Source organism: Marinobacter sp. HL-58, assembly GCF_001314605.1.
In the GTDB taxonomy this organism is placed as follows: domain Bacteria; phylum Pseudomonadota; class Gammaproteobacteria; order Pseudomonadales; family Oleiphilaceae; genus Marinobacter.
The window spans coordinates 33481-54191 of the sequence record NZ_LIHP01000001.1 but is presented as its reverse complement, the minus strand read 5'-3'; the positions used below and the strand labels follow the sequence as shown (position 1 = coordinate 54191).

Below are 20711 nucleotides of genomic sequence, written 5' to 3'. Positions count from 1 at the left end.
CGGGGCTGGATTAAAGAGCTGCAACCAACAAAAAACCCCGCCAGAGCGGGGTTTCGATACAGCCGGAACCGGTCAGTTGAGACCCGATACATAACTGGACACTGCTTCAATTTCGGCATCCGTCAGCTTGGCGGCCACATCCATCATGATGGCTGAATTCGGACCACCTGAGCGATCGCCGTCGCGGTACGCCTTGAGTTGCTTCTCGACATACTCGGCGCTCTGGCCACTGAGCCTGGGATAACCCGCAGGCTCGTTACCGGCGCCACGGGGGCTATGACACCCGGCGCATGAAGGCACGCCAGAGGCCAGATTTCCACCCCGGTAAATGGCCTTCCCTTCGTCCACCAGATCAGGGTCGGCCTGGGCGACACTGATTTTCTGCTCGTTGAAGTACGCCGCAAGATCCTGCAGATCCTGATCGGACATATCGTCCAGCAGGCCGGACATCTCGGAAATTTCACGGTCCTTGTCCTTGATCAGTACCAGTTGCTGATACAGGTACTTCTCGCCAATGCCGGAAAGCTTCGGATAAACCCCCATCACCGGCTTTGCACCACCTTTACCGTGACAGCTGGCACAAGTCTCTGCATTCTCTTCGCCCGCTTCAGGATCTCCTGCCCCGTGAGCCATCGCTATGAGGCCAACACCGAGAACAACTCCTGCGATCAGTTTTTTCATGCTCGCTCCGCTTCTCTCATCCAAAAGTATTCTTCGTTATGCAGCCGGCAGGCACGGGCCTGAAAGGCACAAACCGGGGCTGTTAAGCAGCAACGCTCAGCGTGCTGCCCGGATTTGGTGTAGCATTATACATTAATCCCCGATAACTGAAATCCAATAGGAATATCAACACCCGTGTCATCTGACCTGACTCAAAAAAGCATCTCTTTCAACAGTGCCCGGTTTCTGATCAGCGCCTCTCGCCTGGAGGAATGCCCGCCGGACCACGGCGCGGAAGTCGCTTTTGCCGGTCGCTCCAATGCCGGCAAGTCCAGTGCCATCAACTGCATTACCACCAACGGCAAACTGGCGCGAACCAGTAAAACCCCCGGGCGTACCCGCCTGATCAATTTCTTCTCCCTCAACCGGGAAAACTGCCGGCTGGTGGACCTGCCCGGGTATGGCTATGCCAAGGTTTCCCGGGACATGAAAGATGACTGGCAGAAGCACCTCGGGCATTACCTGAATGACCGTCGCTGCCTGCGCGGGCTGGTTCTGGTTATGGATATCCGACACCCGCTGACTGATTTCGACCAAATGATGGTGGAATGGTGCGAACATAACAAGCTGCCGCTGATGATTCTTGCCACGAAAGCGGACAAACTGAAGTTCGGGCAGGCCAAGACAGCGATGCTGAACATCGCCAAGAAGCTGGAAGGTGTCGATTGCCTGCACCACCTGGTGATGTTCTCTGCCACCTCCAAACGGGGCGTTGAGGACGTGCGGGATGCCCTTACTCAGTGGCTGGAGGAGGAAGTGCCGGAAACTCTGTAACCGGCAAATTGCAGCCAAAAAAAACCGGCCTGCATGTACAGGCCGGTGAAACGTCAGGGTTTGCGACGTGCTAAAACCTGAGAACTCACTCAGGAGACACCGTGAATGTCCGAATTCCCGATGTCACCTATTGAGACACATTAACTGATCAAAAGTTCCACAATTACCCTTTCTTTCGGAGTGCTTCACCTTCCATCTCTGCAGCCTCGGGCAAACGGGGGCGATACTTTTCCCGCAACGCCATCACCCGCTCCCGGTATTCCGGTGTCAGGTAGGGGATTTCCAGGGTCAGCACCTGATAGATGCCCTGCTTGAGTTCATTCAGGGTCAGGCTGGCGGACTCCTCCAGGGCATGGGCGGTTTTCAGGAAGGCCATCCAGTTGGTGATCACCAGCCAGACATTCAGAGACATCGCAGAACGCAGCTCATCGGGCTGGGGCTGGATAATCCCTGCCTCCGCAAGCTTCTCGAAAATCCTGCTGATCGCCGCCAGGCAGCGGTTGGTGAATTCGCGATAGTCCTGGCGCAGGCGTCGGTCGCTGTCGAGCAGGTATTCCAGGTCCCGGTGGAAGAAGCGGTAGCTCCAGAGGCCGTCAAACACCGACTCGAGGTAGAACGTCAGGTCCTCCAGGGTTATGGCCCGGTCTTCCGGAATATCCAGATAGAAGTCCACCAGCTTTTCATACTCGAGAAAGATCTCGTAGATAATGTCGGACTTGTTACGGAAGTGGTAATAGAGGTTACCCGGGGAGATCGCCAGGTGCCCGGCGATGTGATTGGTCGTGATATTCCGTTCACCCCTTTCGTTAAACAGCTCCAGGCTCGAAAGAAGAATCTTGTCTCGGGTTTTCATAGGCTCTGCAATGCATGGTTGTGTGTAGGATGGCCCGATCCGCCACCCGGTCGCCTTGACTCACTAGAGTATATACTCTAATAATAGCCCCAAGCGCAAACTGAATACTTTTTCGCCAGCACAATTTCCGGCCCGTCCATGGTTGCACAAGGGTCGCAGACACTGAACAGGACGACCCGGCTTGCAGCCCGGCGTCCCGAGGAGAGAGCGATATGGTTGCCACCGTTGTCCAGCTCACCGAGAGCAAAAAACATATCCAGCATACCCATCGGGTATTCGATGACCAGAAAAAGGCGTTCCGCAATAATCCGATGCCTTCACAGACAGAACGCAAGGAGAACCTGAAACGCCTGAAGCGAGTGCTGATGACCAATCAGGACCGTTTGCTGGAGGCCATCGACCGGGATTTCAGCTGTCGTTCGAAAGATGAGTCCCTGATTGCCGAGGTGATGCCGTCGATCCAGGGCATCAATTACGCCCTGAAAAACCTCGGGGACTGGATGAAGCCGTCCAAACGGCATGTGTCGGTGTTGTTCCAGCCCGCCAGCAACCGGGTCCACTACCAGCCCAAGGGTGTCGTGGGTGTTATCGTGCCCTGGAACTACCCGCTTTACCTTGCGGTCGGGCCCCTGGTGGCGTCACTGGCTGCCGGTAACCGCACCATGATCAAGATGTCCGAATACACGCCTCATACCTCGGCTTTGTTCAAGGAGATCATCGAGTCGGTGTTTCCTGAGGATCTGGTCAGTGTGATCAACGGCGAGGCAGATGTGGCGGCGGACTTTTCCAGCCGGCCCTTCGACCATCTGCTGTTCACCGGCTCCACGTCGGTGGGCAAGCTGGTGATGCGCGCTGCGGCCGAGAACCTGACACCGGTCACCCTGGAGCTGGGCGGCAAGTCACCAGCCATCGTTTCTCCGGACGTTCCCATGGAAGATGCCGCCCAGCGTATTGCCTTCGGCAAGGCCCTGAATGCGGGCCAGACCTGTGTGGCGCCGGACTATGTGCTCTGCCCGGCAGACCGGGTGCAGGCGTTCGTGGATGAGTACCGCAACCAGTTTGCGACCATGTATCCGAGCCTGCGGGACAATGACGATTACACCGCCATCATCAATGAGCGCCAGTATGACCGGCTGCAGGGGTATCTTGAGGATGCCCGTGAGAAGGGTGCGGAGCTGATTGAGATCAATCCGGCCCGGGAGAACATGAAGGATGGCACTCGCAAGATGCCGATTACGCTGGCACTGAATACCACGCCGGATATGAAGATCATGCAGGATGAGATTTTCGGGCCGATTCTGCCGGTGGTCAGCTATGGCAATCTGGATGAGGCCATCCATTACATCAATGACCGCCCGCGGCCGCTGGCTCTGTATTTCTTTGGCTATGACAGGTCGATGCAGGAGCATGTGGTGGACAATACCCATTCCGGGGGTATGTGTATCAATGATGCGCTGATGCATGTTGCCCAGGATGATCTGCCGTTTGGTGGTGTGGGTGACTCGGGTATGGGGCACTACCATGGCAAGGAAGGTTTCCTGACCTTCTCCCATCACCGGGCGATTTTCAGCAAGCAGAAGTTCAACAGTGGCAAGTTTGTGTACGCGCCGCACGGAACGGCTGCCCACCGGATGGTATATAAGTTGTTTATTCGGTGATTGATCTGGCTCCAGAGCTAGGCTTAATGCCTATGACTTGGGTGCCGGGCGCCGTTGAGCAGGGCCATCCGGGACACGCCGTTAATACGTCCATGTAGGCTCCTAAAAAACATCCCTGTTTTTTAGGGTCCCGGATGGCCCTCCTCAACGGCTCCTGCGAACTCAGTCGCGGCCTGCGAGCAGAAAGAAAACACGAAAGAAGACAATAAGAACAAGAGAGTGATTTATGTCTGACGTGATTCCTCATTCCGTGAAAACGGAATCCCCTGCTATCGCTATGGACCGACGGAGCTTCCTCCGGACGGGGCTCGGTGGTGCGCTGTTTCTGGGCACGGTGAGCGTGACCGCTGGTCTCTCCGGGTGCGCGACGGCGCCCGCTGGGCGGCTGGACCCCATGCCGGAGGGTATGGACCAGAGTTATGAATTCCGGTTTCTGACCCGTGATGACATTGTGCTGTTTGAGGCCCTGCTGCCCGCGATGGTGGGGCCGGGGCTGACAGAGGAGCCGGTGGTTCGCCGGCAGCAGATTCAGGCGACGATTGAGCGCATCGACGCTGGTATTCACCAGTTCGGGCCGGCGAATCAGAAGGAGCTTCGGAGGTTGTTTGATTTGCTGAACTTTGGTCTCACGCGAGTGACGGTGGCGCGGGTCTGGTCCAGCTGGGAGAACGTCAGCACCGAATCCGCCCATGCATTTCTGGAGCGCTGGCGTACCAGTGGTATCGGGCTGTTCAACAACGGCTACATTGCGCTGACCAAGGTCAGCAACGTGGCCTTCTATGGCCATGAGGACCACTGGCACCTGTCCGGTTATCCCGGGCCGCCCCGTTGGGCAATGGATGCCCTGCCCCAGTTCAAAGACAACGCCTGAGCGACCCACCCGCCAATCGGAGTAAATCAATGTCATTAACGGATCGTATCGCCCGTGGGCTTGAGGCTGGCTGGAAGGTCACTGACGGCGCCACCCTGACACAGAACCAGACCCACGAAGCGGATGTGGTGGTCATCGGCACCGGTGCCGGCGGTGGCACGACCGCCGAGATACTGGCGAAGGCCGGGTTGTCGGTGATTCTGGTGGAAGAGGGCCGGCTGTATCACCAGAAAGATTTCAAGATGAACGAGCTGGATGCCTATGCGTCCCTGTATCAGGAGGGCATGAGCCGGGTGACCAGGGACGGGGCGATTGCCGTGCTGCAGGGCCGCTGCGTGGGTGGATCCACCACAGTGAACTGGACCTCCAGTTTCCGTACTCCGGAGCCGACTCTGAACCACTGGGCCAGCCGTTTCGGGCTCGATGATCTCCGCCCGGACGCCATGAGGCCCTGGTTCGACGGCCGGGAGCAGCGCCACAACATCGAGCCCTGGACGACCGATCCCAACGTCAACAACGATATTCTGCGACAGGGATGCGAGGCACTGGGCTGGTCCTGGGAGGTGATCCCCCGCAATGTCAAAGGCTGCTGGAACCTGGGCTACTGCGGCGTGGGCTGCCCCACCAATGCCAAGCAGGGAGCACTGACCACCACCATTCCCGGTGCACTGGATAACGACGCCCGGCTCTTCCATGGCCTGCGCGCCGACAAGCTGGTGATGAAACAGGACCGGATCGACCGTTTGCAGGCATCCGCCATGGCCGCCGACGGGATAACGCCTTCCGGCATTACCGTTGAGCTGAAAGCCCGGCATTTCGTGGTGGCCGCCAGCGCCATCGGCTCACCGGGCCTGCTATTGCGCTCCGACATACCCGACCCCCACGACCGCATCGGCAAACGCACCTTCCTGCACCCGGTGAACGCCACCATTGCGGAAATGCCGGACACCGTCGACCCCTACTACGGCGCACCACAGTCGATCTACTCGGACGAATTCAACTTCTCCCGGGGCGTCGACGGCCCGGCCGGCTTCAAACTGGAAGTCCCGCCCCTGCACCCGGCCATGGCCGCGGGCGTGGTTCCCGGCCATGGCCAACAACAGGTCAGCGACCTGTCAAAACTGCCACGCATGAACTCCGTCATCGCCCTGCTCCGCGACGGCTTCCACCCCGACAGCCCCGGCGGCACCGTCAGCCTCCGCGACGACGGCAGCCCGGTACTGGACTACCCCGTCACCGACTACCTCTGGGCCGGCCTCAAGGACGCCTTCTACAAAATGGCCGAAATCCAGTTCGCCGCCGGCGCCCAACGCGTACGTCTCATGCACCTGGACTCCCCCTGGTACACCACCTGGGCCGACGCCAGAGCCGGCATCGACAAACTTCCCATGGAACCCCACCGCGTCCGCCTGTTCACCGCCCACCAGATGGGCGGCTGCGGCATGGGCACCAAACCGGAAGAATCCGTGGTCAACGGCTTCGGCGAGCACCACCAGGTCACCAACCTCAGCATCCACGACGCCTCGGTCTTCCCCACCAGCATCGGCGCGAATCCGCAGTTGTCGGTTTACGCCCTGGCGGCGAGGAACAGTACGAGGTTGGCGCAAAAGCTCAGGAGCTGAAAAGCAAAACATCTGACACCAAAGTGATAGTCTTCGTAGGCGGGAACATTGTTGGAAGTGCCGCGTGAGGAGGGCTTCCCAGGATTGTGTAAAGCCATGGATGGCTTTACTCAAGCGCACATGGATGTGCTCGTAGCGTATCCTGGGAAGCCCTCCTCGCGCGGCACAGACACCCAAGCCAGCAATCCAACACGAGACCCGGCACCAAAGCCGAACATTTTGGTTCAGGAAGAAGACTGCTATCCTGTCTGCTTGCGGTGAAAAGGAGCTCCGAATGCCAAAAGTCATCTACCCGGGTACATTTGACCCAATCACCAACGGCCACACCGACCTCATCGAACGCGCCGGCCGACTCTTCGACGAAGTCGTCGTCGCCATCGCCTACAACCCCAAGAAGTCACCACTGCTGACCCTGCAGGAACGCTGCGACCTGGTCGCCCAGGCCACGTCCCACCTGCCCAACGTCAGCGTTACCGGCTTCAGCAACCTGCTGGCAGACTTCGTACGGGAACAGGGTGCTACCGTCATCCTCCGTGGCCTGAGAGCCGTCTCCGACTTCGAATACGAGTTCCAGCTGGCCGACATGAACCGCCGCCTGGCGCCGGAAGTGGAAAGCGTGTTCCTGACACCAGCCAACCACCTGTCCTACATCTCCTCCACCCTGATAAGGGAGATCGCCTCCCTCGGTGGAGACGTATCGGAGTTCGTCGACCCGGCCGTCGAGGCAGCACTGAAAGAAAAGTTCGGGAAGAAGTAAAAGCGGGAAGTCGTTGCTGCCCGCAGACGGGCAGCAACGCAGACGAGGATCAGAACAGAGGTGGTAGCGGAATCAGGTTGCCATTGATATCCAGGGCCAGGTCTTCCAGGGTGCCCTCAACCCGCAAACGGTCGCCCTCCTGCTCCACCATACCTTCCTTGATCAGCGGTGCTACCTGCATGCCCAGGTCCGGATACTGTTCCACCAGCGCCAGTGGCATGCTCACATCCAGGTTACCCGTCAGCCGCTGCATGACCATCATCATCTGATCTTTCTCGTCGTCCGACAACGAGGGATGCTGCACCATGATCTCCCCCTCAATCGGGCCATAAGGCGTGGCGAAAGTCAGTTCCGGAAAACCGAAGGAAAACCCTTCACCGGCAAGGCCAAGCATCGCCTGGTTGATACGGTTCATGGATGCCATCTGCTGCTGCATCACCGCACGGGAGTCACCACCGGAGGCGGAAACAGCCGCTGTCTGCATATCGGTCAGTGCCGACGTGAGGTCACCCCAGCTTTGCACATCCAGGCCACTGAAGACGAATTCCATGCGATGAGGGCCAAAGCTCTCGTCATCCACCGCCATCGTTTCCAGCGTCACCAGGGTTTCCGAGTTGATACTCTTGCCGTCATCGTCAGTATAGGTCTCGCTTTGCAGTGCAAAGTCGTCGAGCCTGAGCCGGGGCTCGTCCCGGGCGGCCAGCTCGAAACCGGATAATGACATATCGCCCTCGCCCAGCCAGACATCCCCGGTCAGGTGCGCCATGGTCTGCTCAAGGCGGAAATCTTCGATACTGATGCGTAGATCGGGAGCGCGGATGACCGCCCCTGGCCAGAGCATGAATACATCAGCGCTGGAACCGTTATCGCTGATTTCCGCACGGCCGTAGCTTTCCGACAGATCGAAAGACTCCCCGGTCTCTTCGTTGATCACGCTCACCGCGGGCACGGTGAGTTCGACAATTGCCGTACCCCAGAGCCGCGTCTCCAGAGTCAGCCGCGGCGGCTCATCGGGGAAAATTTCCTCAACCTTCGAACCCAGCTCATCCGGGGGCGAGAAGTCCAGCAGGCTGCCGGTAACGCCATGGCTGACCCTGGCCTGGTACTCGAACTCGTGCTCCTCGCCGGTATCCGGATTCTGGACCGACAGGGTGCCGGTGAACTCAGCGCCCAGATAACCCCGGTTGTAATCCCGGGTTTCAAGATGAAACAGTGGCTGTGCCGCGTTCACTTCCGTGGTAACGCTCTGCCACTGCTGCTCGGTTACGTAGCCTACTGCCCAGGGGGCAACCACACCAACTGCCAGCACGGCCACACCAGCAACCATCCATTGTTTTTTCAACTACTTGTTCTCCGTTACAGCGCTCGTGCCCCGGCTACACCCGGTGGCACGAGATGATGTTAGTTTCCAGTCAGGCGCTCAAGCAGGACCAGTTGGGAGGCCAGGCGTGCCTCGCCCTCTGCCGGCTGATTCTGTATGTAACTGCCATCCGGCTGCAACACCCATGACTGGCAATTGTCGGCCAGGTAGGTGTCCAGGTCCTCACGCATTCTCGCGATCAGAGCCGGGTCTTCGATGGGGAAGGCAGTTTCCACGCGGCTCAGCAGGTTGCGCTCCATACCATCGGCACTGGAGCCGTAGACTTCCGGCCGGCCGTTATTGCCGAAGTAATACACCCGCGTATGCTCCAGGAAACGACCGATGATCGATCTTACCCGGATATTCTCCGACAGCCCCGGCACCTCGGGGCGAAGACAGCAGATGCCGCGGATTATCAGGTCGATTTTCACACCGGCCTGGGACGCCCTGTACAATGCCTTGATCAGTTCGCGCTCGGTCAGGGCATTGAACTTGAGGATGATACGCCCTTTCTCGCCCAGCTCTGCCTCCCGGTCCACCAGCCCGAGCAACCGGCTGTGCAGGGTGAAGGGGGAATGAAACAGTTTCTTGATTTTCAGTGCCTTGCCCATGCCGGTGAGCTGCTGGAACAGCTTGTTGACATCATCGCCAATGGACTCATCACAGGTCATGTAACTGTAGTCGGTGTACAGGCGGGCATTTCCGGCATGGTAGTTACCCGTGCCCAGGTGGACATAACGGCGCAGCTTACCTTCTTCCCGGCGCACAATCAGGATCATCTTGGCGTGGGTCTTGTAGCCCACCACGCCATAGACCACGATCACACCGGCTTCCTGCAGCCGGCTTGCCAGTTCCAGGTTCTCTGCTTCGCTGAACCGGGCCCTGAGCTCGATGATGGCCGTCACTTCCTTGCCGCGCCGGGCCGCATCCATCAGGGCTTCGACGATTTCCGAGTCGGCACCGGTCCGGTACAGGGTCTGGCGAATGGCCAGCACCTGGGGATCCTTGGCGGCCTGTCGCAACAGATCAATCACCGGGCTGAAGTTCTCATAGGGATGCAATAACAGCAAAGGACGCTTTCGGATAGCGTCGAACATGGTCTCTTTGGTTCGGATCTGGCGCGGAATCGACGGTGAAAAGCCGGAATAGGTCAGGTCCTGGCGGTCCACCAGCCCGCCAACCGCCATCAGGCGGGTAAGGTTTACCGGGCCGTGAACCTGGTAAAGATCCCGCTCGGTGAGACCGAATTCACGAAGCAGGAAGTGAACCAGCTCTTCCGGGCAGTTGTCTGCCACCTCCAGCCGCACGCCATCGCCGAAACGCCGGCTGAGCAGCTCACCACGCAGGGCGGAGGCCAGGTCTTCAAGGTCGTCTTCCAGCTCGAGGTCGGCGTTACGGGTCAGCCGGAACTGGTAGCATCCCTTCACTTCCATGCCCGGGAACAGCTCATCGGCATGGGCGTGAATCATCGACGACAGGAACACCAGGTTATCGCCGCCGTTGCACACATCGTCCGGAAGCCGCACCAGGCGGGGTAACGAACGCGGTGCCGGCACAATGGCCATGCCGGTTTCCCGGCCAAAGGCGTCTTTGCCATCAAGCTCGACAATAAAGTTGAGGCTCTTGTTCACCAGGCGCGGGAACGGATGTGACGGGTCAAGACCGATCGGGCTGACTACCGGCAGGATTTCCTCATCGAAATACCGACGAACCCAGTCAGCCTGGGCCTCCGTCCACTCCCGGCGCCGCACAAAGTGGATGTTCTCCTGTTCCATTTCGGGGATCAGCACGTTATTGATGATGTCGTACTGTTCCCGGATGTATTCGTGCGCCACGCGGCTGATTTCGCCCAGCACCTGCTCCGGCATCATGCCGTCGGAACCCAGGGTTTCCCGCCCATACTTGATCTGCTGGCGCAGACCGGCGACGCGGATCTCGAAGAACTCGTCCATGTTGCTGCTGAAAATACAGCAGAACATCAGCCGGTTGATCAGGGGGTGGGTGGTATCCAGAGCCTGCTTGAGCACGCGATAATTGAACTGAAGCTGGCTCAACTCGCGATTGAAGTAATTTTCCTGGGCGGCCACGTCAACATCGTTGCCAGGTGCCGGCACTTCCACCGGGGCGGGCACATTCCGGGTATCAACCGCCTTCAGATCGTTTGCAGAATCAGTACTCATTGTTCACTGCTTCCATTGCCAGGGTTCCGGTACGGCCCCCTGATTGTGACTGTAGCCTGTCAGGCGCTGCGGTTGCGCATCAGCCGCGCTGCCCTGACGGCAAAATAGGTAAGTATGGCGTCGGCGCCGGCCCGGCGCATGGCCATCAGGCTTTCCATCATTACCGCGTCGCCATCAAGCCAGCCATTTTCCGCGGCGGCCATGTGCATGGCGTATTCACCGCTGACCTGATAAACGAACGTAGGCACCTGCAGTTCGTGCTTTACCCGGTGGACGATATCCAGATAGGGCATGCCGGGTTTGATCATCACCATGTCGGCACCTTCGGCAATATCCATGGCCACTTCCTGCAGCGCTTCATCACTGTTGGCCGGGTCCATCTGATACGTTGCCTTGTTACCCTTGCCCAGGTTTCCGGCCGAACCGACCGCATCCCGGAACGGCCCGTAATAGCTCGATGCATATTTTGCAGAATAGGCCAGAATCCGTGTATTCACATAGCCGGCGGACTCCAGGGCGTCCCGGATAGCCGCCACTCGTCCGTCCATCATGTCAGACGGCGCCACAATGTCCGCACCGGCATCCGCATGGGACAGTGCCTGGTTCACCAGTGCCTCGACGGTGACATCATTCAGCACATAGCCGTCGTTATCGATGATGCCGTCCTGACCATGGGTGGTGAACGGGTCCAGGGCAACGTCGGTTATGATTCCCAGGTCGGGGTGCTTTTCTTTCAGAGCTCGCACGGCACGCTGGGCCAGGCCATTGGAATCCCAGGCCCCCGAGCCGGACAGGTTCTTGTATTCCGCCGGCACCACCGGAAACAGGGCGACTGCCGGAATACCCAGGTCAACCAGCTCCGTGGCCTGCTCGACCAGCAAATCAATGCTCAGCCGCTCAACGCCGGGCATGGAAGGTACCGCTTCCCGCTGGCCGTCACCCTCCAGTACGAATACCGGAAAAATCAGGTTATCGGCACTGAGCTGATGCTCCCGCACCAGCCGGCGGGAAAAACTGTCTGCCCGGTTGCGACGCAGACGGGTGGCAGGGAAAACACGGTTTGCCAAAGCGCTCACGGAATACCTCCTGTGGACATATGGGGCGGCTGTCAGAACCGGATGGGCACCGACACCTCTATGCCCCCATCATACACGCCCGCAAGCGGCGGTGGCAGGGCCCGCCGCTGATCCACAGGTTCAGGCTACCATGGCCGGATGACCGGAATATTACCGGATGGAATCCAGGGCTTCCGCACGCAGCTTTTCGGCGCCCTCGAAGTACTCATCCCTGAGCGAGTCAATGGCGGCCTCCCGCTCCGGACCGGAAACCCCCAGGTCTTCCAGGCCGGCAAGCTCCTCACTGTACGCCTGCCATTTCTGTTCCCACGCCTGCTGTTCTGCTTCGGCCGCTTCCAGTTGCCGGGAGGCCTCTTCACCAAAACGTTCTTCACGCCAGGCGCGCAGGGCCTCCGGGTCATCAGCAAACTCCGTGCGGGCCTGCTGGTAATCCGCAAACTTGCGGGTTTCCCGGCGCGCCTCGCGCAGGGGTTCAGGCAGTGACTGCTCAGCCTTCGCGAGGGCCTGCTCCCGCTGCTCATCGGAGAGCGACTCATCGGTTCTTATCCGCAACTGTTCAACCTGAAACTGGTCCACCGCCTCGTCACTGGCAAAAAAGGCATCGGCGGTTCGGGCATCCATCCAGCTTCGCCGTAAAGCCCGGATCTCGGCCATTTGCTGCTGCATTTCCTCGGCACTCAGGGCTGCCGAATTGTCGTAGCTGGCTTCCAGGTCACCCAGAGCCAGCTTGTAGTCCAGATAGTTCCCCAGAATGTCCATCGCCTCGGAACGGGCGGGTTCATCAAGGCGGGCAAGCGCCTGCTCTATACGGGCAATCAGCTGGGGCAGAGTCTCCTCACCGAGCGCTGCCAGGTAGTATTCAAATAACTGCCGCAATTGCGGTGTGGGTATCAGTGAGCCATGACTGTCCGTTTTCGCCCAGCCGCCTGGCAGGCTCGTTCCCTCCAGTGAGGCCGGCAGTTCATCCGGCACCGGGTTATCTGCGTTGCCAACCAGTTCTGATGGCGACTCATTCTGCTGCCCCATGCCATCCGCAAGTGCGGGCGCGGCATTGGCATCAACGGCAGCAGCACGATTACCGGATGCCTCGGGTTGATCACTGAAATAAACAACCGTACCCGCCGATACGGCGGCCACGGCAAGAAGTACCAGGGTGGCAAAGCGGAGAAATCGACTCATGGATGCTGCCTGTTTACCGATGAAATGCGGCCTGAATAGCAGTTATGAAGCTAAAAAACGGCTATCCTGCCAGGGGCAGCATAAAGGAACGAAGAGTGCTGGGGTGAGACCAGTTTCAAAAACAATTACAAAACATCGGAACTTGACGGGCGACAGCCAGAAAGCTGCCGCCCGGAAAACTCAGAGGGAGCGATTATTGAAACCGACATCCACTTTTCGGGGGGAATCCGAACGGAATGCCGTATCAACTTCCTGAATTTTGCCGCCCTGGCTCAGAAACGATTCAATGTCCTGCTGGAGCTGGGCGCGAATACGTGCCCGGCCGGCGATGGAATGTGTATCGTCGCTGTCTTGTGTCCAGCTACCGGATTGCTCCAGATTGCTTTCGTCGAATTCGCTCATGATTTCCTCCATCAACGAAAACAGCACAACGAGCGCACCAAGCCTGTTCCGGCGGGCGGCTCCGTCTCGGCGGGCCTACCTTACTGCCCGTCTTGGCGTCTTTATAATCTGCTTTCGGTTGCAACGCCATTTCGCCAGAATGCTTTTTTTGTAATTTTTTGTAACAGATTCCACAGCGCTGTTTTTAAAGAACAATATGAACCAGACTGTGGGGCGTGATTGATTGACACAAAGAATGAATAGTGATTCACTGCTTATAAGGAACCCGCATGGCATACCGGGAAACGGAAAAGATGCGCAATCGCAAGGCAGAGGCCCGCAAGCGTATCATTGAATGTACCTATGAATGTGTCTCTACCGGCGGCTTTCGCAGCGCACAGATAACCCGCATCGCGTCGTGTGCAGGGGTCGCCACAGGAACCATCTACAGGCACTTTGAGTCCAAGGAACACCTGTTTGCTGAGATCTTCAGGATTGCAACACAGCGGGAAGTGGACAAGGTTGCTGAAGCACTGGCCACTGACGGCAACGCAGTCATCCGCCTGGAAGCGGCCCTGCGGCAGTTCGCGGAACGCGCCCTGAGAGGGCCGGTTATGGCCTGGTCACTGATCGCCGAACCGGTGGACCCGAAAGTGGAAGAAGAGCGACTCAAGTTCCGCAGGGCTTACGCCGAGCTGTTTGAACGGGCAATCCGGGAGGGCATCGGCGAAGGCAGCCTTCCCGGCCAGGACGCCAGGCAAAGCAGCACCTGCCTGGTAGGTGCCATTGCTGAAAGCCTGGTAGGCCCGTTGTCACCGGCCCATGCCAGCGGCGCGCACCAGGCAGATAACAACGATCACAATCCGCTGGTCGACTCCATCATTTGCTTTTGCATGCAGGGGTTGACTGGCACCAGGAGGTAAAGATGAACGCCCGCCAGCCACTGCCAGAGGACAACACCCGCCCTGCCGGTAACGACCGCTACCTGGCCGTCACCCATGAGGTTTTCAACCAACCCCCGGCCCTGGAGAATTACAGCCTGTTTGAACAGGACAGGGCCCTGCAGGAAGCGGTGGTGCGGGAAGGCGCGGCGGGCGCTACCGCTGATCTGAAGCGGTTCGGAACCCTTGCCGGTGCTGCCGAAACCATTGAGCTGGGCTTCCGTGCCAACGAGAACAAACCGGTGTTCAATACCCATGACCGCTTCGGGCACCGGATTGACCAGGTGGACTTCCACCCGGCTTACCACCAGCTCATGGCCACCGCCATGGAAAACGGCCTGCACAGCAGCCCCTGGACCAACCCGGGAACAGGCGCCCACGTTGCAAGGGCTGCCAAATACTACATGCACTCCCAGGTGGAAGCGGCCCACTGCTGCCCCATTACCATGACCTTTGCCGCCATCCCGTCCATCCGCAAGCAACCGGAACTGGCAGCCATCTGGGAAGACAAGATCCTCGCCAACAGCTACGACCCGCGCAACCTGCCAGACAGCGAGAAACAGTCAGTCACCATCGGCATGGCGATGACCGAAAAACAGGGCGGCAGCGATGTCAGGGCCAATACCACCCGCGCCTATGCCACAGGTGCCGAAGGCCCGGGCCAGGCCTATGAACTGGTCGGCCACAAATGGTTTGTATCCGCCCCCATGTGCGATGCCTTCCTGGTACTGGCCCAGACCAAAAGCGGCCTGTCCTGCTTCCTGATGCCCCGCTGGCGCCCGGACGGCAGCAAAAACCCCTGGCAGGTCCAGCGCCTGAAAAACAAGATGGGCAACATCGCCAACGCCTCCAGCGAAGCGGAACTGCGTGGTGCTCTGGCGTGGATGGTCGGTGAGGAAGGCCGCGGCGTGCCCACTATCATCGAAATGGTCGCCATGACCCGCTTCGACTGCATGATCGGCAGCTCCGCCGGCATGCGCCAGGCCCTGGCCCAGGCCAGCCACCATTGCCATCACCGCAGCGCCTTTGGCAACCGCCTGAGCGAACAGCCCCTGATGCAGAACGTACTGGCCGACCTGGCGCTGGAAAGCGAAGCGGCTCTCGCCTACACCATGCGCATTGCCCGCTCACTGGACAACCAGCACCTGGAACACGAACGCCTGCTGGCCCGCCTGGCCACCCCCGTCGGCAAATACTGGATCTGCAAACGCACACCGAACCACGCCTACGAAGCCATGGAATGCATCGGCGGCAGCGGCGTGATGGAAGACTGCATCATGCCCCGCCTGCTGCGGGAGTCACCGGTCAACGCCATCTGGGAAGGCAGCGGCAACGTCCAGTGCCTGGACACCCTGCGCGCCCTGCAGAAAGAACCCGACACCCTGGACGCCTTCTTCAGCGAAGCCGCCGAAGCCCGTGGCATCGACACCCGCTTCGACCGGTTCCTGGCCCAGTTGCAGAACGACTTCGCCGACATCAGCGACTTCGAATACCGCGCCCGCAACCTGGTGGACCGCCTGGCCCTGCTGATGCAGTCATCCCTGCTGATCAGAAACTCCGACCCCGCCGTCGCCGACGCCTTCTGCGCCTCCCGCCTGGAACACAACGGCGGCCTCAACTACGGCAATCTGCCCTCCGGCACCAACCCGGCGGCCATTATCAAACGGGCAACGCCTGTAGTAGGCTAGAAGAGATTCGCCAGGCCGCACTGATTGCCTGACGAAGCGGACTCTAACTGAAAAGTTCGCGAACCAGTGGGGGATGGCTTTCCAAAACTGTGCGGAGCCATGGATGGCGGAGCCCAAGCGCCACAGGGATGTGCTTGAGCGTGTTTTGGAAAGCCATCCCCCGCTGGTTCCTGCACCATAGCCGGAAGCAAAGAAATGTCCGAAGCCCTGAGAAAGCTCCTGAACCAAGGCAACACCCAGCACCCCGTCATCACCCCGCACGTAGGCATCCTCACCCTGCACTTCCAGCTCTACGCCTGCGAAGACCTCAAAGCCAAACGCAAGGCCTTCACCGCCATGAAAGCCATCTGGGGCAAGGAACCCGACCTGGCCGTGGCCGAAACCGCCGACCAGGACGCCGTCGACTGCGCCACCTGGACCATCGCGGCCCTTGGCGGCTCATCGCAACAGATATCCCAGCGCCTGGACCAGATAGAAAAAGCCATACAGGAACGCGTCGACGCTGCCATACTGGAGGTACACCGGGAGATACTTTGACCCTCCCGCCGGGCAGAGACCATGCTGTAGCGTATGGTTTCACGACACCGTATACTACGCCCCCTCAGGGAGAACGGAACGCCCGGGACAGGCTTTGCGAATGACCACTGATAGTGTGTGGCACCTATGACCGGAAAGAAAAAATCCGCCCAGGCTTCGGTAGAAGCCATGTACCGTGTATTCACCGTGCCCGAGGCACCTGAATCCACACTGAGCCGGATTGACCAGAACATCTCCCGCAACCTGGCAGGATTCCTCCAGGAACACATCGTTGCGGTTGAAAAAGACCTTTCCGACGTCGAGAAAGACTTCTCGGACTATGCCATTCCCGAGAAACCCATATTCGTCTCCGAACAGGCCCAGTTCCTGCTGGACAAGCTGGTGGCCAACTCCGTACACACCGCTTCTCCCAGCTTTATCGGCCACATGACATCGGCATTGCCCTACTTCATGCTGCCGCTGTCCAAAATCATGATTGCCCTCAACCAGAACCTGGTCAAAACCGAAACCTCCAAGGCGTTTACCCCCATGGAGCGCCAGGTACTGGGCATGATCCACCGCCTGGTCTACGAACAGGACGGCGCCTTCTACCGCAAGTGGATGCATGACCCCCGGTACGCCCTTGGCGCCATGTGCTCCGGTGGCACCGTTGCCAACCTGACGGCACTCTGGGTGGCCCGCAACAACGCCTTCCCGGCGGAGGGCAGCTTCCGCGGCATCCACCAGGAAGGCCTGTTCCGGGCACTGCGCTATTATGGCTGCGAAGGGGCCGCCATCCTGGTATCCCGCCGGGGCCACTACTCCCTGCGCAAAGCCGCCGATGTACTCGGCCTGGGCCGTGACTTCCTGGTGCCTGTCGATACCGACGACGACAACCGCATCAACACCGACGCCCTGCGGGAAAAATGCCTGGAGCTGCACCGCCAGAAAATCCGGGTGATGGCCATCTGCGGGATTGCCGGCACGACTGAAACCGGCAATGTCGACCCCCTCGACGCCATGGCCGACATCGCCCGGGAATTCGGCGCCCACTTCCATGTAGACGCCGCCTGGGGCGGGCCAACCCTGTTCTCCCGCACCCATCGGCACCTGATGAGGGGCATTGAAAAGGCAGACTCGGTAACCTTCGACGCCCATAAACAGCTCTATGTGCCAATGGGCGCGGGGCTGGTGGTGTTCCGCGATCCCAGCCTGGCAAGTGCAGTTGAACACCACGCCCAGTACATCATCCGTAAGGGTTCCCGGGACCTGGGCAGCACAACCCTGGAAGGTTCACGGCCGGGCATGTCCATGCTGATCCAGTCGGGGCTGAAGATACTGGCGCGGGAAGGGTACGAAATCCTCATCGACCAGGGCATCGACAAGGCCAGAACCTTTGCGGAAATGATCGACGCCGAGGCGGATTTCGAGCTCATCACCAGACCCGAGCTCAACATTCTCACCTATCGCTACTGCCCCGCAAAGGTCCAGCAGGCACTGGCCGTAGCCGACTCACTGCAGGCTGAACGGCTCAACACCTGCCTGAACCGCATCACCAAGTTCATCCAGAAAACCCAGCGTGAACGCGGTAAAGCCTTCGTCTCCCGGACCCGCCTGGAGCCTGCAAGCTACTTCCACTTCCCCTGTATCGTCTTCCGGGTGGTACTGGCCAACCCGCTGACCACCAAAGAAATCCTGGCGGACATACTCAAGGAACAGCGGGAACTGTCGGCGGATGAGGGTATCGAAGATGAAATTGCCATTCTGGATCAGATGGCTGATGCCATTCTGAAACAGCACCAGCCCGGTGTTCGTCAGGCCTGAGGAGCGGCAACTGGTCAAACACCGCGAGGGGCGGGAGCACTGCTCAAAACACGCGCGGCGTCTAGCACGGACTTTCCGTGATCGGAGCGGGACAGGCTTCCAAAACCGTGCGGAGCCATGGAGGGCGGAGCCGAGCGTACACGGATGTATTCACAGCGTGTTTTGGAAGCCTGTCCCGCTCCGATCACCTACTCCAAGCTAAAGTCACCCCGACGAATCAGTAAAGCGCCTCTTCGTCATCCAGCACTTCGTCCCGAATCTCAAGAAACATATGATCCGCCCGGCTCCAGGTTTCCGGAATCCGGATGGTAGTGTTGGCGCTGATTTCCCGGGCAATAAGCTCGTTGGCATTGGGCTGGTTACGGTACTTGCGGGCGATCTCCACCGACTTCACGGCAATCGTGGGGTCACTGAGGACCTTCTTGATAAACACCCTGAGCTCGTCAATCACTTTTGCCTGACGGCTTTCTTCTGCTGAACTCATGAATCAATCCCCGGATTGTGTGGCAATTTGGGGGGAGGCAACACCTCCCGTATCAGGAATAGTATGGGCCAAACAGGCACCTGACAACCAGCACCGGTGATTGCTTACATCAGAAAGCCGCGCAGGGTGAAGAACAGGATGGCGGCCATGCACGCCGACACAGGCACCGTGATAATCCAGGCGGCAACGATACGGGTCAGGTGGGAGCGCTTGACCATCTCCTCGCGGTAGATTTTCTTGAGGCGCTTGCGCTCTTTCTTGGACAGGGGCACCTGTTTCTTCTGCTTGGCCTGCTGGAGCAGACTTTCCATTTCCTCAACAGAGGCATTGCGGAAATCGTCCAGGAATGGACGCAGGCGCTCAAGCTCTTCGCCTTCATGGTTGTCCATGATGTTGTGAAGCTGAGTCGCATAGTTCGATTTCAGGTACTCCCGCAGGAAACCCACACCGAATACGCCACCCACGGCAATGTGGGTTGAACTGACGGGCAGCCCCAGCTGTGAGGCAATGATGACCGTCAGGGCCGCCGACAGGGCAATACAGAACGCACGGGTTTTATCCAGCTCCGTGATTTCGCTGCCGACGGTCTTGATCAGCCGCGGCCCGAACAGCATCAGCCCTACCGCAAGGCCAAGCGCACCCACCAGCATCACCCAGAGCGGTATGGCGGCCGATGTCACCACTGTTTCCGCCGAAAGTGCATCATTGATTGCTGCCAGCGGGCCAATGGCATTGGCTACGTCGTTGGCGCCATGGGCAAAACTCAGCAGTGCCGCAGCGAAGATCATGGGCCAGACAAACAGCTCATTCACGCCTGCTGAGCTGTTTTCCATGGTGGCGGCACGGCGACTTACCAGCGTCTTCATGGCGATGAAGACAACAATGGCAACGGCCAGGCCCACCAGGGAGGCGCCCAGGAAACCAACATCGACAATCTTTTTGACCCCCTTGACCATCAGATAGGTGCCAAAGGCCCACGCCATAATGGCCACAAGCCAGGGGACAAAGGTTCTGGCAGCCGGGACTACGTCCTGCCGGTAGAGAACGGTTTTCTTGATGGCATACAGGAACAGGGCCGCCAGCACACCACCCATCACCGGAGAAATCACCCAGCTGGCCACAATCTTGCTCATCACTGCCCAGTCGGCAATACCCCAGCCGCCGGCGGCGACACCGGCACCCAGAACGCCACCGACAATGGAGTGCGTGGTGGATACCGGAGCGCCCATCCATGTAGCCAGGTTGAGCCACAGTGCACCGGCCAGCAATGCCGCTGTCATCAGCCAGACAAAGGTGCTGACATCCTCCAGCCGGTCAGCAGCGATAATGCCGCCCTTGATGGTGGACACCACATCACCACCGGCAATGATGGCACCCGCGGCCTCGAACACGGCGGCAATGATAACCGCGCTCCCCAGGGACAGGGCCCCCGAACCTACGGCAGGCCCCACGTTGTTGGCCACATCGTTGGCACCGATATTGATCGCCATATAGCCGCCAATCACTGCCGCGGCCATCAGCAGCATGCTGTTAGGCATACCACTGCTGATCTGACCCACCGCCAGGAAGATGATAAGCAGGAAAAGAAAGCTGATGCCGACCCGGTAACGTTCGGTGGAAGGGCTCGTCAGGATGGTATCAAGGTATCCGTTTTTGCTGGCCATAATACATCTGGTCTCGCATCTGGGAACACGGGGAGCTGAAAGAAAGCATTCCTAAGGCGGCAACTATAAATTTTTTGCCCTGAAAATGAAATAAAACTGTCATATTTGAAATTGCTTGACCGAGGTCGCTGTACAGGCTGCCATGTTTGGCTAATCTGACCCA

The 20711-nt window shown here is 59.1% G+C and carries 18 protein-coding genes; 9 read left to right on the top strand and 9 right to left on the bottom strand.

Translation table 11 applies throughout. The features are described 5' to 3' along the window. Nucleotides 1-72: 72 nt before the first annotated feature. On the bottom strand, nucleotides 73-681 hold the full coding sequence (locus HLUCCO03_RS00235; protein WP_027829918.1) for a c-type cytochrome: 609 nt from the start codon (nucleotides 679-681) through the stop codon (nucleotides 73-75). Nucleotides 682-855: 174 nt separating this feature from the next. Here HLUCCO03_RS00235 and yihA point away from each other — a divergent pair, with 174 nt between their 5' ends. Then, nucleotides 856-1494, top strand: coding sequence for a ribosome biogenesis GTP-binding protein YihA/YsxC (gene yihA, locus HLUCCO03_RS00230; RefSeq protein ID WP_027829919.1), 639 nt, complete (start codon nucleotides 856-858; stop codon nucleotides 1492-1494). A 163-nt stretch (nucleotides 1495-1657) separates the two neighbouring features. On the opposite strand, the gene HLUCCO03_RS00225 is transcribed toward yihA, so the two are convergent. Next, nucleotides 1658-2347, bottom strand: coding sequence for a TetR/AcrR family transcriptional regulator (locus tag HLUCCO03_RS00225; protein ID WP_027829920.1), 690 nt, complete (start codon nucleotides 2345-2347; stop codon nucleotides 1658-1660). Nucleotides 2348-2559: 212 nt separating this feature from the next. On the opposite strand from HLUCCO03_RS00225, the gene HLUCCO03_RS00220 reads away from it, so the two are divergent. The 4 genes from HLUCCO03_RS00220 (at nucleotide 2560) to coaD (ending at nucleotide 7255) form a co-directional block, all read left to right on the top strand. Then, entirely contained in the window at nucleotides 2560-4005 is a 1446-nt protein-coding gene (locus tag HLUCCO03_RS00220) for a coniferyl aldehyde dehydrogenase (RefSeq protein WP_027829921.1), read from the top strand. A gap of 226 nt (nucleotides 4006-4231) precedes the next feature. Then, nucleotides 4232-4876, top strand: a complete 645-nt coding sequence (locus tag HLUCCO03_RS00215) for a hypothetical protein (RefSeq protein WP_027829922.1) — start codon at nucleotides 4232-4234, stop codon at nucleotides 4874-4876. 29 nt (nucleotides 4877-4905) lie between these two features. After that, the gene (locus tag HLUCCO03_RS00210) at nucleotides 4906-6498 is read left to right on the top strand and encodes a GMC family oxidoreductase (RefSeq protein WP_027829923.1); all 1593 of its coding nucleotides are present in this window, start codon (nucleotides 4906-4908) and stop codon (nucleotides 6496-6498) included. A 274-nt stretch (nucleotides 6499-6772) separates the two neighbouring features. After that, on the top strand, nucleotides 6773-7255 hold the full coding sequence (gene coaD / locus HLUCCO03_RS00205) for a pantetheine-phosphate adenylyltransferase (RefSeq protein WP_027829924.1): 483 nt from the start codon (nucleotides 6773-6775) through the stop codon (nucleotides 7253-7255). A gap of 49 nt (nucleotides 7256-7304) precedes the next feature. Here the strand turns inward: coaD and HLUCCO03_RS00200 are convergent, their stop codons facing one another. The 5 genes from HLUCCO03_RS00200 to HLUCCO03_RS00180 all read right to left on the bottom strand — a co-directional run bounded on the left by HLUCCO03_RS00200 (nucleotide 7305) and on the right by HLUCCO03_RS00180 (nucleotide 13452). Then, nucleotides 7305-8597 carry a DUF945 family protein gene (locus HLUCCO03_RS00200; RefSeq protein ID WP_292016579.1) on the bottom strand — a complete coding sequence of 431 codons (1293 nt, stop codon included), beginning with the start codon at nucleotides 8595-8597 and terminating at the stop codon, nucleotides 7305-7307. A gap of 59 nt (nucleotides 8598-8656) precedes the next feature. Then, the gene (gene ppk1, locus HLUCCO03_RS00195; protein ID WP_027829926.1) at nucleotides 8657-10795 is read right to left on the bottom strand and encodes a polyphosphate kinase 1; all 2139 of its coding nucleotides are present in this window, start codon (nucleotides 10793-10795) and stop codon (nucleotides 8657-8659) included. 59 nt (nucleotides 10796-10854) lie between these two features. Further along, on the bottom strand, nucleotides 10855-11871 hold the full coding sequence (gene hemB, locus HLUCCO03_RS00190) for a porphobilinogen synthase (RefSeq protein ID WP_027829927.1): 1017 nt from the start codon (nucleotides 11869-11871) through the stop codon (nucleotides 10855-10857). A 150-nt stretch (nucleotides 11872-12021) separates the two neighbouring features. Next, nucleotides 12022-13050: a lipase secretion chaperone gene (locus HLUCCO03_RS00185; RefSeq protein WP_027829928.1), complete on the bottom strand. Its 1029-nt coding sequence runs from the start codon at nucleotides 13048-13050 to the stop codon at nucleotides 12022-12024. Between the two features lie 180 nt (nucleotides 13051-13230). Next, entirely contained in the window at nucleotides 13231-13452 is a 222-nt protein-coding gene (locus tag HLUCCO03_RS00180; RefSeq protein WP_027829929.1) for a hypothetical protein, read from the bottom strand. A gap of 269 nt (nucleotides 13453-13721) precedes the next feature. On the opposite strand from HLUCCO03_RS00180, the gene HLUCCO03_RS00175 reads away from it, so the two are divergent. The 4 genes from HLUCCO03_RS00175 to panP all read left to right on the top strand — a co-directional run bounded on the left by HLUCCO03_RS00175 (nucleotide 13722) and on the right by panP (nucleotide 18400). Beyond that, on the top strand, nucleotides 13722-14354 hold the full coding sequence (locus HLUCCO03_RS00175) for a TetR/AcrR family transcriptional regulator (protein ID WP_027829930.1): 633 nt from the start codon (nucleotides 13722-13724) through the stop codon (nucleotides 14352-14354). 2 nt (nucleotides 14355-14356) lie between these two features. Beyond that, entirely contained in the window at nucleotides 14357-16060 is a 1704-nt protein-coding gene (locus HLUCCO03_RS00170; protein ID WP_027829931.1) for an isovaleryl-CoA dehydrogenase, read from the top strand. A 195-nt stretch (nucleotides 16061-16255) separates the two neighbouring features. Continuing rightward, nucleotides 16256-16597 carry a DUF503 domain-containing protein gene (locus HLUCCO03_RS00165; protein WP_027829932.1) on the top strand — a complete coding sequence of 114 codons (342 nt, stop codon included), beginning with the start codon at nucleotides 16256-16258 and terminating at the stop codon, nucleotides 16595-16597. A gap of 126 nt (nucleotides 16598-16723) precedes the next feature. Then, nucleotides 16724-18400, top strand: a complete 1677-nt coding sequence (panP, locus tag HLUCCO03_RS00160; protein ID WP_027829933.1) for a pyridoxal-dependent aspartate 1-decarboxylase PanP — start codon at nucleotides 16724-16726, stop codon at nucleotides 18398-18400. Nucleotides 18401-18617: 217 nt separating this feature from the next. On the opposite strand, the gene HLUCCO03_RS00155 is transcribed toward panP, so the two are convergent. Next, nucleotides 18618-18884, bottom strand: coding sequence for a hypothetical protein (locus tag HLUCCO03_RS00155; protein WP_027829934.1), 267 nt, complete (start codon nucleotides 18882-18884; stop codon nucleotides 18618-18620). Between the two features lie 104 nt (nucleotides 18885-18988). Beyond that, complete coding sequence (locus HLUCCO03_RS00150) at nucleotides 18989-20548, bottom strand: inorganic phosphate transporter (RefSeq protein ID WP_027829935.1); 1560 nt, start codon at nucleotides 20546-20548, stop codon at nucleotides 18989-18991. Nucleotides 20549-20711 lie beyond the last annotated feature (163 nt).